We start from the raw sequence: 15221 nt of genomic DNA, 5'->3' as shown, positions 1-15221 counted from the left end.
TAACTTGAGGCTCATCAATACCAAGTTACTTCTTCTTAATGTCTTTCCAGAACTCTTTCTTCAAGAAGTAAGCTAACACCAATAAGATAAGCAAGAACAACATGACCCAGAGGCCAATTGCTTTACTCTTGAGCTTTACGGGGTTAGCGGTATAAGCCATGAATGCAACAAGATCACGAACCGCATGGTCATACTCTTCTGGCGTCATTTCACCTTCTTCAACGATAGTGAACATTTTGCCTTCACGAGATAAACGAGCAATTTCCAGCTGCGCATCGTGAATTTCTTCCTCGATCAGCGCAACCCCTTCTTCAGCTTTCGCTACCGCTTCTGCTGATGATTCAGGATCTTTAATTGCAGCTTTAAGCTCGTCCATACGAGCTTTACCCATAGAAATCACTTCTTCAGCGGCTAATAGCTCATCACTCTTAACCTGCAAGCCCTGTAAGTCTGCTAAAATGTGCGGCATACCAACACCAGGGAAAACGGTGTTGTTGACGTCAAAAGGACGCGACTTATCGATATAGAAGGCTCTCAGGTAATTGTATAACCAATCGTTACCACGAACGCGAGCTGCCAGCGACAGGTCTAGTGGGTTCACACCAAACCATTTCTTGGCTAGATCCGGGTCCATAGCCTTATCCATGGTATCACCTAACTTGCCTTCACCCAGAATCAGCTGCTCAGCTTCTTCTTCCGTCAAGTCCAGGTCTTGCGCAATACGTGAATAACGCACGTATTGCATTGAGTGACAACCCTGGCAGTAATTAGCGTATAGTTTAGCGCCGTTTTGTAACGAGGCCTTATCACTATAGTTAATATTCGCTTTCTGGTTTGGATGCGTGGTGCCACCACCCGCAGCTAACGCTGCAACGGGTAGCAGGAATAAAATAGCTGAAATTAACTTTTTCATTTGTCTGTTACCCTCTCTGGTACTGGCTTAGTTTTCTCGAACTTCGGTAAGAACCAAAGCGCGACGAAGAAGAAGAAATAGTACACAGTACAAATTCTTCCTAACCATTTGGTGAATTCAGTGACTGGAATCACACCTAGAACACCCAGGATAACGAAAGCAATCACAAATACTGCTAACAATAGCTTGAATGACAAACCACGGTAGCGAATTGATTTTACTTTCTGGCGATCAAGCCAAGGCAATAGGAATAAAATCACAATAGCCGCCGCCATCACTAAGAAGCCACCAAACGGATCCGGTACAGCACGCAGCATGGTATAGAACGGTGTAAAGTACCAGACCGGTGCGATGTGCGCTGGAGTCTTCAATGGGTTCGCTGGTTCAAAGTTTGGACGCTCTAAGAAGTAGCCGCCAAAGTCTGGTGCGAAAAATACAATCGCTAGGAAGATCATCAAGAATACCACCACACCCACAATATCTTTCACCGTGTAGTAAGGATGGAAAGGAATACCGTCTAGAGGAATACCATTCTCATCTTTCTTCTCTTTGATTTCGACACCATCAGGGTTATTCGAACCGACTTTATGTAGCGCAACAATGTGTAGGAACACCATAGCAACCAAGGCTAATGGTACTGCTACCACGTGCAATGCGAAGAAGCGATTCAATGTTGCCAGTGATAACGTAAAGTCACCGCGGATCCACTCAACCAGATCACCGCCAACCACTGGGATAGTACTGAACAGGTTAACAATGACCTGCGCTCCCCAGAACGACATCTGGCCCCATGGTAGCAAGTAACCCATGAAGGCTTCTGCCATCAGCAGCACAAAGATAATCATACCGAAGATCCATACCAGCTCACGCGGCTTCTTGTATGAGCCGTAGATGATGCCACGGAACATGTGCAGATAAACCACCACGAAAAAGGCTGAAGCACCTGTCGAGTGTAGATAACGGATAATCCAACCCATGTCGACATCACGCATGATATATTCGACCGAAGCAAATGGCTCGCTTGGGCTGTAGAACATCGTTAACCAAATACCAGTTAATAGCTGGTTAACTAAAACTAGAAGGGCTAAAGAACCAAAGAAATACCAGAAGTTAAAGTTCTTTGGGGCGTAGTATTCTGCCAGGTGCTCATTCCAAACTTTAGTCGCAGGGAAACGTGCGTCCAGCCATGTCATAAAGCTTTTTAACATCAGGCACCTCCGTCTTCACCGACAATGATCGTTTTCGATGCAGTGTCGATTATATAAGGTGGAACTTCCAAGTTCGCGTTCGCCGGTACACCTGAGTAAACACGTCCAGCCAAATCAAACTTAGAACCGTGACATGGGCAATAGAAGCCACCAAGCCACTCATTTTCCAATGACCCTGGGTCCGCAAACAGTTTTGGCGAACAACCCAGGTGAGTACAGATCCCGATCGCAACAAAAATCTCAGGATCGACAGAACGGTATTCGTTCTTACAGTACTCAGGCTGCTGTTCAGCTTCTGAAGCTGGGTCTGCAACAAACTCTTCACTTTTTGTAATGCTGCTCAACATTTTTTTGTCACGGCGGATAATCCATACCGGCTTACCGCGCCACTCAACAGTAATCTGCTGACCAACTTCTAACTTGCTATATTCTTGCTCTACTGGAGCACCGGCTGACTGTGCTTTCGCACTCGGTGCCCAGGAACGTACAAAAGGTACAGCCGCACCAATCACACCAACCGCGCCTACTGCTGAAGTAGCGCCGATTAGGAGATTCCTGCGTCCTTTGTTAACGCCCTGATTACTCATTCGAATAGTCTCCCCACGAAGAAAACCCACCTGCCGAAATAGCAGATGGAGCTAAATCAATATTGATAATAAGCTGCCTGAACCGCGAGCATACAAATTACGGTCTCAGCGGCAGGTTACTGGGCGCATATCTTATAGGAAACGTAGGGTTATTACAATGTGGTCGGACCAGAAGACGGTAAATGTAGGGAGAAAAAGCGGCTGAAAAAATATTAATTAACTCAAAAAGTTATCCACTTCAAACAAAAACACCCGCCATTGAGACGGGTGTTTCTTGATATGGTATATACCAGACTTGGTATATCGTCCAAAAATCTCTTAACGCTTAGAGAACTGAGGACGCTTACGCGCTTTGTGAAGACCAATTTTCTTACGCTCAACAGCACGAGCATCACGCGTTACATAACCCGCTTGACGTAGTGGCGTACGAAGTTCTTCATCATATTCCATCAATGCACGAGTGATACCGTGGCGGATTGCACCCGCCTGACCTGTACCACCGCCACCAGAAACAGTGACGTATACATCGAATTTATCTGTTAGTTCAGTCAACTCTAGTGGTTGACGAACGACCATGCGTGACGTCTCACGACCAAAGTATTGGTCTAAGCTCTTTTGGTTTACAGTGATGTCACCGTTACCAGGACGCAAGAATACGCGAGCTGTTGAGCTTTTACGACGACCTGTACCGTAGTATTGTTCAGCCATGATTTCCTACCTTAAATATCTAATTTAATAGGTTGCTGAGCTTCATGCTTGTGCTCAGAGCCTGCGTAAACTTTCAATTTGCGGAACATATCACGACCTAATGGATTCTTAGGTAACATACCTTTAACCGCCTTCTCAATAATCATTTCAGGCTTCTCAGCTTGAAGTTTACTGAAGTTAGTCTCTTTGATACCGCCAGGGTATCCAGAGTGACGGTAGTATTTCTTATCTTCCGCTTTGTTACCGGTCACGGTAACTTTCTCAGCGTTAATCACAACGATGTAATCACCAGTGTCAACGTGAGGTGTATATTCAGCTTTGTGCTTGCCTTTCAAACGGCGAGCAACTTCAGTCGCCAGGCGACCTAATGTTTTGCCTGCTGCATCGACGACATACCAGTCGCGCTTAACAGTTTCCGGCTTTGCATTAAATGTTTTCATATTCGTTAAGCTCCAAAAGCCATTTGCACCCGCGAATAGAGCCTTCGGCTACATATAAAAGCCTTTTAGCGACCCTAAAAAAAGAGCGCAAATCATACAGAACCCGCCCCTATATTACAAGTGGCAGGCCGAGGATTTACCAAATTTATGTTTCGTCTTGGGCAAATTTACGATTTTTAAAACAAATCCTGTCAAAAAGACTTTATTTACGGGGCTTTTAACGCTATAAATAAAACTGCGTTGGGAGAGTCAATTTTGCATTGCTCGCCAAGACAAGAAGGTATTTTAACAGTCAAACAACCCAAGAGGCAAAGGAAAAATGGCAAATAATACAACTCGCAAGATCACCGCAGTCAAAAAGAAGTTCACCAAAACCCAAATCCTTAATGAAATCGCCGGGCAGACAGGCTTAACCAAGAAAGATGTTGGTGCGGTACTTGACGAGCTAGGAATTGTAATCGAACGTCATATCAAGAAGCGTTCTGTTGGTGAGTTCACCCTGCCAGGATTATTAAAAATCAGCACCGTGAAAAAACCTGCGGTCAAGGCTCGTAAAGGGATTAACCCATTCACTGGTGAGGAGACAACATTTAAAGCTAAACCAGCATCAACAGCCGTTAAAGTACGCCCATTAAAAAAGCTGAAAGATATGGCCTCATAAGCTGTAAGCTTCAAGACTTAAATACACGAAAAGCCGGCTCAAGCCGGTTTTTTCGTATCACCGCAGCATTTTATTGTCGGTACGAATAACACCTGCTATGATCCGCACGACTGGAAATTATGTCTAATTAAAAGTGCTAAAAGGAGTTCATGATGAACAAAACACTTGGAAAATCTATTTTAACCCTCTCTCTTTTAACTGCAGCAGCCGCATCAAATGCTGATGAATCTTTTTATGCTGGCGTAGGTGTTGGCCACGCTAATCTCGACGGCTGCGACGCCGTCACTCTTCCTTGCGATGACAGCAGCACGGTTGGCAAAGGGGTAATCGGTTACAACTTTCATAAAAACTTTGGCCTGGAGTTCAGCTATAACAACCTGGGAAAAGCTTATGCGCTTAACGAGTCCAATGGCTTTAACGCCAGTTTAGACACTGATGCGTTTGCCTTGTCAGCTGTCGGTCGCATGGATATTACTGAAAACTTTGGAGTTTATGGTAAGGTCGGCGCTTCCAGCTGGGAATCCGATCTCATTCTTCGCCAGGATGATGCGCGCAGTGATTTTGAAGATGATGGCACAGACCTTACCTATGGTGCAGGCTTAACCTGGACTTTCAATAGAAACTACCACCTGAGTGTTGAATGGCAGAGATATCAGGTCGAGTATGATAACTTCTCAAGCATGTTTGGCGATGATAGTGACGCTGACGTATTTTCAGTACTCTATACCATCAGCTTTTAAACTATCCGCATTAAAGCCAGCACCTTGCTGGCTTTTTTCTTTGCAATATACGCAGTGAGCTATGCCAAATGCTCCAGACTTAAATAGTCCTGACTCTGCATCTCCTGTAACCGGCTCAAGGTACGTTTAAATTCAAAAGCGAGCCCTTTGCCTATATAAAGCGCTTCCATCGCTACTTCGGCCGAAATAATCAACGTTACATGGCGCTCATAAAACTCATCGATCAAGGCAATGAAGCGACGTGTAGCATCATTGAGCGAGTCATCCATTTGCGGCACCTGCCCCACAAATACGGTATGATAGCCACGAGAGAGCTCAATATAATCAGCGGCGGAGCGTTCAGTTTTACAGATTGCGTCAAAAGTGAACCAGATAATATTTTCTGACCAGCGCACCGTGTCGATTAAGCGTCCTTCGACTTTCAGCTTACGGTGAGCCTCACCTTGTTCACCCGCCAGCTGCTCAAAGTACTGCTCCATATTCTGATCGGCAGCAGTATCCAGGGGATAGTGATAGATTTCTGCCTGCTCCAGAGTTCTTAAGCGATAATCGACCCCACCATCAACATTCATCACCTCGCAGTGCTTCTGGATCTGCTCAATTGCAGGCAGGAAGCGCTCGCGCTGCAAGCCGTTCCAGTACAAGCGTTCAGGTGGAATATTAGAAGTTGCAACCAATACCACGTGGCGTTTAAACAGTTCTTCAAACAGACCACCTAAAATCATGGCGTCAGTAATATCAGTAACGAAAAACTCGTCAAAGCAAATGATTTTTGCCCGCTCTGCGAGCTGATCGGCTATCGTCACCAGCGGATTTTTCTCACCAGCCAGGGCTTTTAATTCATGATGTACTTCATGCATAAAGCGGTGAAAATGTAACCGAACTTTGGCTTTCAGCGGTAAGGCATTAAAGAAGGTATCCATCAAATAGGTTTTACCGCGGCCGACGCCGCCCCACATATAAAGCCCCTTGACCGGTTGACTATCGCCTGATAACCAGCGCGATAGTTTTTGCATAAAGCCACTCGCTGGACGAGCATCCAGCAGATCATCATAGACGCGTTGTAAGCCATTAACGGCTTCTTCCTGCGCAGGATCACGCGAAAAGCCATCAGCCAAGTCCTGTTGATACTGTTCTAGAGGCGTCATGTTTTACAGTGCTTCAGGTAAGTTAGGCGTTAACGACTCGATCAGATTTTCTCGCAACTCAACCAAACGGCCATGGAAGAAGTGACCTGCTTCGGACATTTTAATTAACTCCGGCTGCGGCTCCAGTTGCTCTATCCAGCCAAATACGGCATCAGGATCAACGACCTCATCAGCGTCTCCCATTACCACCAACCAAGGACAATCAGGAATAACAAAGTCATTAAAACTAAAACGGTTTACTGGCGGTGCAATAGAAATCAATTGACTCGCATCCTGTTCTTTTGCCTGTAAAGCTGCAATCCAGGAGCCGAAACTGAAACCAGCCAACCACAAAGGTCGATCTGGATATTCCTGACGAGCCCACTCGATAACTTTGATCAAATCCTGCTGTTCGCCACGCCCCTCGTCATACTCACCTTCCGAGCGTCCAACACCACGAAAATTAAAGCGAACGGAAGGAATGCCAAGACTGGCAATGGTTCGAGATACGGTATAAATCACTTTATTGGTCATAGCCCCGCCATGAACCGGATGCGGGTGGCAACATACCGCAACAGCATTACGCTCATCACCTTCGGGCTGATCAAGCGAGGCTTCAATTGAGCCCACAGCACCTGAAATTAAAAACTTATCGTTACTCAAAACTATCTACACAACAAAAGACTGGTGGCAGATATTTTCTCATGTTTTTAACGGTCATGGAACATCAAGCAGGCTTGACCATAAAAACCCATGATACTGTAGCAGCACCATGGGTTTAGACATTGAGCATGTAAGCGCTACTTGTCTTTCTCTTTAAGTGGCTTATCCCTTTCATTCAATAATTTTGTACGTTCCCTGGCAGCTTCTCGTCGAGCTTTGGCAGCAGCGTTACGTGCTTCACGCTCTTGCTCCCGAGCTTTCTGCATACGCTCACGCTTCACTTCATCCCGCTGTTGGTGGTATTCACGTTCTTCTTCCATGCGCTCTTTCATCATGTCGGACCGTTCTTCAGCAACCTCCTTTCGAGCCTCGGCAGCAGCTTTACGCTCATCCATCTGTTTTTGGTGCCACTCTTCTCCCTGCTGCACTTGTTGTACCTGCCTGGCTTCTTCTTTAGCGGCTTTGGCACGCTCACGAGATTTTTCGGCTCGTTCCCTTGCCTGCTGCATAGCTTTTCTATTTTCATGCTGCTCTATCTTCTTCTCAACTTCAAGCTGGCCTTTGCCCTCAGCGGCTGAGACAGAGATTGAATATACCAGCCCAAAACATAGCACTAGAAGTAACTGAACTCTCATCGCAAAACTCCTTGTTATTTGGGGTTACCAGGCTATCCAGAATAAATAACAACTTTGCAGGTAACCACCGAATACAGCAAGGAACAGCCATATTTTACAGTTTTGACTGCTCTCCCAAAGGTTTGTAATCTTTAACTTTCAATGAGTAGCTCCATTCCTGAGCGAAGTCTCTTTGCCATTTAAAATTAATCGTGGCAACGATCAACATGGTTATCAAAGCGCCTAGACTGGCTAATGCCATATCCTTGTGTGCGTCCCAAATATCCCCCTGCGTCCCAAGGTATGCAATGCCTAAGTCACCACCGAAATATTCTGCCGCCCCCCATTCGATTAACTCGAATATCATTGAGGTCGACATGGTGAGATCGAGGGGCAGGAAATACCCCCAAAAGCCCTGAACGTTACCGACTCGGATGAAGACTTCCCGAATTGGATAGGCTAATAATAAACCATACAGAAAATGGACCAGTCGGTCGAAGTGATTACGCTCCCAGCCAAACCAGCTATTCAGCTCACTCCCAAACAGTGTTTTGGTCCACAGGTTATAAGGCACCTCTGCGTAGGTATAGTGTGAACCAATCTCGTGCAGACATAAAAAGATAAAGATGCAGCCATACGAAGTTTTCGATAAGGGAAAAAACTTATGAGTCACCGCTAACCCAATAACAAACACCACCGTTAATACATTTTCTAACGCCCAGTCTGCGCGATCATACGGATTAATCGCACAAAGAATAAACACAATGCTAAACAGTACGCCTAGCACAATTAAAAAACGCGTATTATGAGTCATTATTCTACTCGAATTTTACCTTACCTTTTGTGTATCATAAGCGTAAAGTAAGAAAGTCTGCAATCCGTCGGTGCTTTAGCGCCTGATGGAGGGTCATACTCAGTAGCAAAAGGAAATATTGAATGTCACCAGTTCTTATCATTCTTCTCATCATCATTGCCGCCGTCGCTGCTTTCTTTATTGGTCGTTGGCACGGACTTAAAACAGGCACCAAAGAATTAACCCAGGAGCTCGAGTCAAAAGACGAAGAGCTGAGCCAGCTCAAAAGTGGTGTCGATGAGCACTTCAATGAAACGGCCCGTTTGTTCTCGAACCTGACCGAGGAATACAAGACGCTGTATCAACATCTGGCGACTGGTGCCAATAAACTTTCCGGGAACGATTTTAAATTAAAACTATCTGCACCCGTAGGCTCAGAGTCCCTGCCTTCTGAAGCCAGTGCGGCCGAGGTAGTTGATGCCGAAGAAGAACTGGCCAGGCAGGAAATACCGAGCACTACCAAAACAACGACGGCACAAGAAAACTATCAAGAAGAAGTATTTATCGACAATTCAACTGAGCCTGACATGGAGACAGAGCAGGTAAAGCCGCAAGACGTAGCTGAGAGTGACAAACCCGACATTGATATCGAAGTCACTCCCCCGAAAGACTGGGCCGATGATGACATGGACGATGACTATCATCCGAACGAATCGCCCTCAAAAGAGTCACAGTTTACGGATCTGGCAAGCGAAGATACTGAGAAACCGAAAACTTCCAGTTATGAGCCAGAGGAAAAAGAAGAAGAAAGCTCTGAAAAAAACACCAAAGCTAGCACCAGCTAGCGGAACCTATATAGTTGAGACAAGAATGAAAGTACTGGAATTCCTTGGTTTTATTATTAAATACCTGCTGATTGGACTGGGTATTGCTGCATTATTTATTGTATTTATGCCGGAAAAATTCTCGCAGCGAACTCAGCCGACTCAATCAGTCAACACAAATATTGAAAGCCTGACTCACCAAGTACGTGGCAGCGGTTTTGCCGATATGCTGGAGTCGGTGCGACCTGCCGTGGTCAGCATAAAAGCTCGTTCCCAGGCTTTTCCGTTGAACAGTGAAATCTGTGGCTCCAGTTTGCAAGCTCTACCCCCCGATACCAACGCCTGCGCCTTCCTGAATAATGGTTCGGGCGTTTTTATCGATGACCAGGGGCATATTGTTACCAATGCGCATGTGCTGGATAAGGCGGCAACCATCATCGTCGAGTTAAACCAGGGACAACAGCTACAGGCAACGACCATAGGTGTGGATGTTGAGTCCGATATCGCTCTTTTAAAGGTCGATATCGAATCCCCCCATTATCTCGAACTGCCAAAAAGCGATAACAGCCGCGTCGGCGACTGGGTTTTTGCCATTGGCACTCCCAATATGGCGTTCAACCAGACCGTTACGCAGGGTATCATCAGCGCCAAATTCTTTTCCCGCGTGTCACACTATATTCAAACCGATGCTGCGCTTAGACCAGGTAATTCTGGCGGCGCCTTAGTCAACGCAAAGGGTGAGCTGATTGGTATCACGTCACTCAGCACACAAACTGAGCAAGGCGACAAGCTATACCAAAGCTACGCCATCGTAGCCAATAACGTGGCTCATGTTGTAAAGCAAATAAAGCAACATGGCGAGGTACGCCGAGGCTGGCTTGGCTTAGACGGTGACATGACTATAAACGTTGACTCAATTGCCGCAGAGTTAACGCTAACACCACTACAAAAGCAACAGCTTCAGCAGCGTATTAATCAGCTCCCTTACGGCAAAGGGATTGTGGTGACTGGCATTAACCCTCAAGGTCCGGCAGAGAAAGCCGGGTTACAACCGCTTGATATTATTACCACGGTCAACGATAAACCAATTTATAACTCTGCCGATCTGATCTCCGCCATCTGGAACTTACCACCCCAAAGCAAAATCACCGTTGAATTTATGCGCAACGGCGAACAACATAGCCAACAGGTCGTTCTAGGGCAACGGAGTTAATTTCTTCACACTTTCGGTAATGTTGCCGAAAGTGTGCTTACCCTCACCACTCTCTTGTTGATATTTACCTTGAGTTTATCTATGATTTCGTAAAACAGAGTGACCAGCCATCAAGGAATGATTCGACATGGATAACCCATTAGCGAAGCAAACAGATTTAACCGACTTCAGAAGCCCCATAAACTCCAATCAGAAAGCATTTCTGGGTAAAGAGCTCAAAATTTCGCACAAGGCTGAGCAAACGATTAAGCAGTTACCACATCATGAGCAGCTTAAACTGCATAATAAGCTCAACACGCTGGTAACAGATATCGTTAACCACAAACTACACAGCAACAAACATATCTACTTCGAGCTACCACACTCCTTTTTGAAGTTTTCAGTGGGTCAAGCAAGCGCTCCTTATATTGGTACTATCACCCATGCAAAAGTTATCAAGAAACTCAGGCCCCTAAAACCAAAGGCGGCTAAAAAAAGTCACCCTCTAAACTGTGGCATTCGTACCGCCAGAGGACTTGCCAAAGAAATCGTCAACACCCACTACGAATTTGAAAAAATTATCAAACCCAATATCTACACCGCCGAAGAACTGGTCGATATGCAGGTCAGGCGAATGCGGGAACATGTGAAAAGTTGGCAAATAGCTGGGCAAACAAGTACACAGTGGGCCGATGTATGCTTTGGTGCAAAGCCAGGCTTTCTAAATATTGGTACTGGTGATGAAATTATTGCTTTGTCTGCAATATTCCCGATCTCCGAACGAACAAAAATTATGCACAAGAGCTATTTTAGCGCCATGAGGCAGACCAGCATCAAAAAGATACTCCATAGATATGCTGTGATTTTTGGGTATCCTGACACAAATGATAAAAAGCTACAGAAATCCCTCAGTAATACTAACCCATACAAAAAGGATAATATAAAAGAGTACTCGATCAGCAACATAAGATTTAATTCAGACGTCGTTATAAAAATAGATAATGAGTTGAATATTCATAAGTTTTATCGAAATGGAGAATATGCTTTTGTTGATTGTTCGAACTCTATATAAAAGGCAGATTAAAAATATGAGAAATATAATTGCGAGTTTATTGTTGCTACTGGTGTTTGGGTGTAATTCAACCTCTTTAGAGCAAAAATCTAAAAAAAGGTCGATTCTACAGCAAGCCGATACTTATGCCGATAGCTATGAGGTGGACTTGCTCAAATCGAGTACCTTAATGGTAAAACATAATAGTCAAGTCAGTGAGGCTTTTATTCTAAGTCCGAATACTAAATGGATTTCATACCTTCAGTTTAATAGCTCGCCATACCAGCAATTTGTAAATCTATTGAGCCACAATGACGCTTTACTCTACGCTGATGCAAAAAAGAAGTTGAAAGTAGATAACAAAGTCTATTTTGCTGAAGACTGTACCTCAATAGCAAACCTGCTAAAGCAAATTAAAGATACCGAGCTACCTTCTTACAATAAAAAGTATTTTTCTATGAAATTAGATACCCCCACTTATATTTATCAATATAAAACAGGCCTAGAAGGCATAGAGCAAAGACAGCTAAGAGTAATGCTTGAAGATCATCCCGTTGTTGATCTTTACTCAGATATAAAAAAAGCAATAAAAAACTGCCCTCACCCCAAAGCACCACCAAAGCTGTGATACAAAAAAAGGCGTTAACCACAACAGTTAACGCCTTTTCTTTTTCCGCTAAAACCGTTTAACCAACGCGTTTAATCGAGGCACCAAGGCTTTGCAGTTTTTCTTCGATGGTTTCGTAACCACGATCAATGTGGTAAATACGATCAACCAATGTTTCACCACCAGCGACCAGACCAGACAACACCAGACTGGCAGATGCGCGAAGATCAGTCGCCATCACCTGAGCACCGGAAAGCTTTTCCACGCCTCGACAAATTGCCGTATTACCTTCAATGGCGATATCCGCACCCATACGCTGCATTTCCAGGACATGCATAAAACGATTTTCAAAAATCGTCTCGGTAATGGTTCCAGTCCCTTCTGCTACTGCGTTTAGTGCACAAAACTGAGCCTGCATATCCGTTGGGAAAGCTGGATAAGGTGCAGTCTTGATATTCACCGCTTTAGGTCGCTGACCTTTCATGTCCAGTTCAATCCAGTCGTCGCCACACTCGATTTCAGCTCCCGCCTCTTCCAGCTTTTTCAGAACGGCATCCAATAATAAAGGATCCGTGTTTTTACACAGAATACGTCCCCGGGTCAGTGCTGCAGCCACCAAATAGGTTCCCGTTTCAATGCGGTCCGGCTGAACATTATGTTGACCACCGTGCAAACGCTCGACACCCTCAATAGTGATCTCCGAGGTGCCGGCACCCGATACTTTAGCGCCCATGTTATTCAGGAAGTTGGCCAAATCGACCACTTCCGGTTCGCGCGCAGCATTTTCAATTACCGAGGTTCCATCGGCTAAAGCAGCTGCCATCATCAGGTTTTCCGTGGCACCGACACTGACCGTATCCATGACGATCTTAGCGCCCTTCAAACGACCATCGACTTTCGCTTTCACATAGCCGCCTTCCACTTCGATATCGGCACCCATTTCGCGCATACCGTCGATGTGCAGATTGACTGGACGCGCACCAATAGCACAGCCCCCAGGTAGCGACACCTCAGCCTGACCATAGCGAGAGACCAGAGGCCCGAGCACCAGAATGGAAGCACGCATGGTTTTAACCAAGTCATAAGGCGCTTCGTGACTGTGGATATTAGAGGCATCAATTTCAACATTGAATTTGTCGTCAATGGTCAGTTGAGCACCCAAACGCCCCAACAGCTCTAACGTGGTTGTTACGTCATTAAGGTGCGGCAGGTTACCGATAGAGGTCACGCCATCAACCAATAAGCTGGCCATTAAAATTGGGAGCGCCGCATTTTTTGCGCCGGAAATTTTCACTGAACCATCGAGTGGACCAGCATCTTTGATCAATAGTTTATCCATCAATACGCCTTACGTTCTTAAATTGATGCTTTAGCTAAGAGCAACTCTTCAGCCTCAGACTCGCTTACACAAATAACTTTGCCTTTTCCCACTCAGCAGGAGTGTATGCTTTGATACTCAAAGCATGAATCTCACCGCTGGCGATGTGCTCGTTCACCGCGGCGTAAACCATCTGCTGCTTTTTCACTGGGCGCAGTCCTTCAAACTGTTCACTGACAACAATAACCTGATAATGGCTACCGTCACCATCAACGCGTAATTCGGTGGTCTCTATCTCTTGCTCAATAAGGTTTTTGATCTCTTCTATCATTAGGAAAATCTTCGTTTGCTGATAAATGACTGATTAACTCACAGTATGATGTCAAACTTTGGCTAATTAAAGCCAGAATCAAGGCAGCGAGTTATCAAATATGACTGTAAAGTGGCAGGATTTTACCGTAAATAGCTCGAATAAACACCTTTCAATCGCTATTTTCCTTCAAGACCCAATACCATCTGTCGCAAAATTCGGATTTATAGTGCATCTTTTGCTCTAAAATAACTACTAATCAACCAGTTAGCGGGGCCTATAGCAGCGACTCTTGATGACAACCTGGTACCAACCTAGTACAATAGCGCGCTCGATTTTACGGATTCCGGGCCGTTGTTTTAGCAAAGCTTCGTTACAGTTTGTCGCTATAAACTAATATCTTACAGGCCCTATAATAGTACTAAGAACAATCCACTAAGGTTCTCATGATAGAAAATATTGCGTATATCGTTATCGGTATTACTCTTTTAATGTGGAGCGCAGATCGTTTTACGGATGGCGCAGCAGCAATAGCCCGCAACTTAGGAGTTTCTCGCCTGATCGTTGGTTTAACCATCGTCGCTATCGGTTCATCAGCACCAGAAATCTTCGTTTCAATTCTCGACTCCTTTAAAACCTGTACTCCAGAGAACCCGGACTGTGGCCCCGAGGTCGCCATCGGTAATGCGCTTGGCTCGAACATCACCAATATTGCATTGGTTCTGGGTATTACCGCACTGGTGCGCCCTCTAATGATTCACTCGGGACTACTCAGACGTGAAATTCCTATTCTATTCTTATCCGCAATCGCCGCATTTCTGTTTTTCCTCGATTTACGCCTGAGTCACTGGGAAGGGTTCATACTGTTAACGGGGTTGGTGCTTTATTTTTTCTGGCTTGTCCGAATGGGTATACAGTCACGTAAAGACCATGATCCCATGGTTGATGAGCTGATTGAGGAATTGCCGGAAGGGATGCCAACAGGCAAAGCTGTCTTCTGGGTTCTTTTAGGATTAGTGTTACTGGTTGGAAGTTCAAAACTTCTCATTGTAGGAGCCAGCGGTATTGCACTGACCTTCGGCGTGTCAGAAACCGTCATTGGCTTAACTATCGTAGCCCTCGGTACCAGCTTACCAGAGCTTGGAGCCTCGGTTGCCAGTGTGCTTAAAAATGAACATGAAATAGCCATTGGTAATGTCATTGGCTCAAACATTTTCAATCTGCTCGGCGTATTAGGTATTCCAGCAGCAATTGCAGCGCCAGCAATAGAAAGCAAGATCCTGTATATCGACTATCCGCTCATGCTGGGCTTGATTATAGCGATGGCAGTCATGTCCTATGGCTTCCGCGGCGCAGGTAAAATCAACCGCATTGAAGGCGCTATTTTAGTTGCTGTCTTCCTGGGGTATTATATAGTTCGGTTCTTCGTACTCTAATGACGAGCAAGAACTCTCAAAAAATCAGA

Annotated in this window: 18 protein-coding genes; 7 read left to right on the top strand and 11 right to left on the bottom strand. The window is 45.2% G+C overall.

The genetic code is table 11. The annotated features are described in order from the left end of the window. Positions 1-25: 25 nt before the first annotated feature. From H7708_RS05315 to rplM, 5 genes are all read right to left on the bottom strand, one after another. Positions 26-913: a cytochrome c1 gene (locus H7708_RS05315; protein ID WP_223669441.1), complete on the bottom strand. Its 888-nt coding sequence runs from the start codon at positions 911-913 to the stop codon at positions 26-28. Beyond that, positions 910-2121 (bottom strand): cytochrome b, encoded by a 1212-nt coding sequence (locus tag H7708_RS05310; RefSeq protein ID WP_223669440.1) that lies wholly within the window; start codon positions 2119-2121, stop codon positions 910-912. The genes H7708_RS05315 and H7708_RS05310 overlap by 4 nt, the downstream gene beginning before the upstream one ends. Then, positions 2121-2708: a ubiquinol-cytochrome c reductase iron-sulfur subunit gene (petA, locus tag H7708_RS05305; protein WP_223669439.1), complete on the bottom strand. Its 588-nt coding sequence runs from the start codon at positions 2706-2708 to the stop codon at positions 2121-2123. Before petA ends, H7708_RS05310 begins: the two co-directional genes overlap by 1 nt. 318 nt (positions 2709-3026) lie before the next feature. Continuing rightward, the gene (gene rpsI, locus H7708_RS05300; RefSeq protein WP_223669438.1) at positions 3027-3416 is read right to left on the bottom strand and encodes a 30S ribosomal protein S9; all 390 of its coding nucleotides are present in this window, start codon (positions 3414-3416) and stop codon (positions 3027-3029) included. A gap of 11 nt (positions 3417-3427) precedes the next feature. Continuing rightward, positions 3428-3856, bottom strand: a complete 429-nt coding sequence (gene rplM, locus H7708_RS05295; protein WP_223669437.1) for a 50S ribosomal protein L13 — start codon at positions 3854-3856, stop codon at positions 3428-3430. Between the two features lie 319 nt (positions 3857-4175). Between rplM and H7708_RS05290 the strand changes: the two genes are divergently transcribed. Then, the gene (locus tag H7708_RS05290) at positions 4176-4517 is read left to right on the top strand and encodes an HU family DNA-binding protein (RefSeq protein ID WP_223669436.1); all 342 of its coding nucleotides are present in this window, start codon (positions 4176-4178) and stop codon (positions 4515-4517) included. A gap of 149 nt (positions 4518-4666) precedes the next feature. Beyond that, a complete protein-coding gene (locus tag H7708_RS05285) occupies positions 4667-5257 on the top strand; it encodes an outer membrane beta-barrel protein (RefSeq protein ID WP_223669435.1) in 591 nt (196 codons plus the stop codon). A gap of 59 nt (positions 5258-5316) precedes the next feature. Here the strand turns inward: H7708_RS05285 and zapE are convergent, their stop codons facing one another. From zapE to H7708_RS05265, 4 genes are all read right to left on the bottom strand, one after another. Continuing rightward, positions 5317-6405: a cell division protein ZapE gene (gene zapE, locus H7708_RS05280; protein ID WP_223669434.1), complete on the bottom strand. Its 1089-nt coding sequence runs from the start codon at positions 6403-6405 to the stop codon at positions 5317-5319. Between the two features lie 3 nt (positions 6406-6408). Next, the gene (locus H7708_RS05275; protein WP_223669433.1) at positions 6409-7047 is read right to left on the bottom strand and encodes an alpha/beta hydrolase; all 639 of its coding nucleotides are present in this window, start codon (positions 7045-7047) and stop codon (positions 6409-6411) included. Between the two features lie 137 nt (positions 7048-7184). After that, positions 7185-7682: a hypothetical protein gene (locus H7708_RS05270; protein ID WP_223669432.1), complete on the bottom strand. Its 498-nt coding sequence runs from the start codon at positions 7680-7682 to the stop codon at positions 7185-7187. A 94-nt stretch (positions 7683-7776) separates the two neighbouring features. Then, positions 7777-8475, bottom strand: coding sequence for a DUF2238 domain-containing protein (locus tag H7708_RS05265; RefSeq protein WP_223669431.1), 699 nt, complete (start codon positions 8473-8475; stop codon positions 7777-7779). 122 nt (positions 8476-8597) lie between these two features. Between H7708_RS05265 and H7708_RS05260 the strand changes: the two genes are divergently transcribed. From H7708_RS05260 to H7708_RS05245, 4 genes are all read left to right on the top strand, one after another. Further along, a complete protein-coding gene (locus H7708_RS05260; protein ID WP_223669430.1) occupies positions 8598-9299 on the top strand; it encodes a ZapG family protein in 702 nt (233 codons plus the stop codon). Positions 9300-9324: 25 nt separating this feature from the next. Further along, entirely contained in the window at positions 9325-10491 is a 1167-nt protein-coding gene (locus H7708_RS05255) for a S1C family serine protease (RefSeq protein ID WP_223669429.1), read from the top strand. 127 nt (positions 10492-10618) lie between these two features. Next, the gene (locus tag H7708_RS05250) at positions 10619-11542 is read left to right on the top strand and encodes a hypothetical protein (RefSeq protein ID WP_223669428.1); all 924 of its coding nucleotides are present in this window, start codon (positions 10619-10621) and stop codon (positions 11540-11542) included. A 16-nt stretch (positions 11543-11558) separates the two neighbouring features. Then, entirely contained in the window at positions 11559-12149 is a 591-nt protein-coding gene (locus tag H7708_RS05245) for a hypothetical protein (RefSeq protein ID WP_223669427.1), read from the top strand. 58 nt (positions 12150-12207) lie between these two features. Here H7708_RS05245 and murA read toward each other — a convergent pair whose 3' ends face one another. Both murA and H7708_RS05235 read right to left on the bottom strand, forming a co-directional pair. Next, complete coding sequence (gene murA / locus H7708_RS05240; protein ID WP_223669426.1) at positions 12208-13467, bottom strand: UDP-N-acetylglucosamine 1-carboxyvinyltransferase; 1260 nt, start codon at positions 13465-13467, stop codon at positions 12208-12210. Positions 13468-13531: 64 nt separating this feature from the next. Further along, positions 13532-13777, bottom strand: a complete 246-nt coding sequence (locus tag H7708_RS05235) for a BolA family protein (protein ID WP_223669425.1) — start codon at positions 13775-13777, stop codon at positions 13532-13534. Between the two features lie 425 nt (positions 13778-14202). On the opposite strand from H7708_RS05235, the gene H7708_RS05230 reads away from it, so the two are divergent. Further along, on the top strand, positions 14203-15192 hold the full coding sequence (locus H7708_RS05230) for a calcium/sodium antiporter (protein ID WP_223669424.1): 990 nt from the start codon (positions 14203-14205) through the stop codon (positions 15190-15192). The last annotated feature ends 29 nt before the right edge of the window (positions 15193-15221 follow it).

The sequence above is a fragment of the Kangiella shandongensis genome (assembly GCF_020005365.1).
Lineage (GTDB): Bacteria > Pseudomonadota > Gammaproteobacteria > Enterobacterales > Kangiellaceae > Kangiella > Kangiella shandongensis.
Note: the sequence above shows the minus strand (reverse complement) of the source record. Positions and strands in the feature narration are given on the sequence as shown.

What these genes read in the sequence shown, in the direction of transcription:
- H7708_RS05310 (WP_223669440.1), bottom strand. Translation starts at nt 2,121, where the DNA reads ATGTTAAAAAGCTTTATGACATGGCTGGACGCACGTTTCCCTGCGACT.
- petA (WP_223669439.1), bottom strand. Translation starts at nt 2,708, where the DNA reads ATGAGTAATCAGGGCGTTAACAAAGGACGCAGGAATCTCCTAATCGGC.
- H7708_RS05285 (WP_223669435.1), top strand. Translation starts at nt 4,667, where the DNA reads ATGATGAACAAAACACTTGGAAAATCTATTTTAACCCTCTCTCTTTTA.
- zapE (WP_223669434.1), bottom strand. Translation starts at nt 6,405, where the DNA reads ATGACGCCTCTAGAACAGTATCAACAGGACTTGGCTGATGGCTTTTCG.
- H7708_RS05270 (WP_223669432.1), bottom strand. Translation starts at nt 7,682, where the DNA reads ATGAGAGTTCAGTTACTTCTAGTGCTATGTTTTGGGCTGGTATATTCA.
- H7708_RS05255 (WP_223669429.1), top strand. Translation starts at nt 9,325, where the DNA reads ATGAAAGTACTGGAATTCCTTGGTTTTATTATTAAATACCTGCTGATT.
- H7708_RS05235 (WP_223669425.1), bottom strand. Translation starts at nt 13,777, where the DNA reads ATGATAGAAGAGATCAAAAACCTTATTGAGCAAGAGATAGAGACCACC.
- rplM (WP_223669437.1), bottom strand. Translation starts at nt 3,856, where the DNA reads ATGAAAACATTTAATGCAAAGCCGGAAACTGTTAAGCGCGACTGGTAT.
- H7708_RS05260 (WP_223669430.1), top strand. Translation starts at nt 8,598, where the DNA reads ATGTCACCAGTTCTTATCATTCTTCTCATCATCATTGCCGCCGTCGCT.
- murA (WP_223669426.1), bottom strand. Translation starts at nt 13,467, where the DNA reads ATGGATAAACTATTGATCAAAGATGCTGGTCCACTCGATGGTTCAGTG.
- H7708_RS05290 (WP_223669436.1), top strand. Translation starts at nt 4,176, where the DNA reads ATGGCAAATAATACAACTCGCAAGATCACCGCAGTCAAAAAGAAGTTC.
- H7708_RS05250 (WP_223669428.1), top strand. Translation starts at nt 10,619, where the DNA reads ATGGATAACCCATTAGCGAAGCAAACAGATTTAACCGACTTCAGAAGC.
- H7708_RS05230 (WP_223669424.1), top strand. Translation starts at nt 14,203, where the DNA reads ATGATAGAAAATATTGCGTATATCGTTATCGGTATTACTCTTTTAATG.
- rpsI (WP_223669438.1), bottom strand. Translation starts at nt 3,416, where the DNA reads ATGGCTGAACAATACTACGGTACAGGTCGTCGTAAAAGCTCAACAGCT.
- H7708_RS05245 (WP_223669427.1), top strand. Translation starts at nt 11,559, where the DNA reads ATGAGAAATATAATTGCGAGTTTATTGTTGCTACTGGTGTTTGGGTGT.
- H7708_RS05265 (WP_223669431.1), bottom strand. Translation starts at nt 8,475, where the DNA reads ATGACTCATAATACGCGTTTTTTAATTGTGCTAGGCGTACTGTTTAGC.
- H7708_RS05315 (WP_223669441.1), bottom strand. Translation starts at nt 913, where the DNA reads ATGAAAAAGTTAATTTCAGCTATTTTATTCCTGCTACCCGTTGCAGCG.